Source organism: Oleiphilus sp. HI0123, assembly GCF_001635315.1.
Genome location: NZ_LWGE01000284.1, coordinates 1 through 560, shown reverse-complemented (window position 1 = coordinate 560; position 560 = coordinate 1). Strand labels below are relative to the sequence as shown.

Sequence of the window (560 nt, the reverse complement as noted above, 5' to 3'; positions counted from 1 at the left end):
TCATAGTAGGCCTGTACTTCACCTGAGATATTAATCAGAAGACTACGACTAAAATATCGTTGCTTCCCTTGTGAACTAAGTGAGAGCGAAGCGGGGAACGGCAAACTACCCAAAACCAGGTTGATAGAATTATTTTTGGCAAATTGACGAAAGGCTTCCAAATATCCTTCGAACTTTTCCTGAAGCTGGGAATTTAGTGCGCTGCCGAAATAAAGAAAGTTTTCAGGGAAAACAACTAGCTCACAATCAGAACCAGAAAATTCACGCTCGAGTACCTCCATCGCCAGCTTGAAATTTTCTTCTGGCTCATCAGTACTGACCGTTTGAATGCATGCAACTCGAACCACGGCGTTACCTTATATAATTGATTGATGTCGTAGTATTTTAATTCGGTGCCAAATTGCTTTCTGCACCCGCATCACTCTCTTCTATTGGTGGCGTTACTCGCTGAGGCGTTTGAGTCGTCTTACGTTTTTTCTTGCTCGCGTTTACCGCCTCTTTTAATTCCACTATAGGCTTTTGCCACGTACCCGTAATATCGTATCGGGAAGTAGTTAAAG

At 42.9% G+C, this 560-nt stretch carries 1 protein-coding gene; it reads right to left on the bottom strand.

All coding sequences use genetic code 11. The features are described 5' to 3' along the window. A partial coding sequence (locus A3761_RS02760; protein ID WP_156491537.1) for a nitrilase-related carbon-nitrogen hydrolase occupies positions 1-347 on the bottom strand: 347 nt, incomplete at its 3' end. Positions 348-560 lie beyond the last annotated feature (213 nt).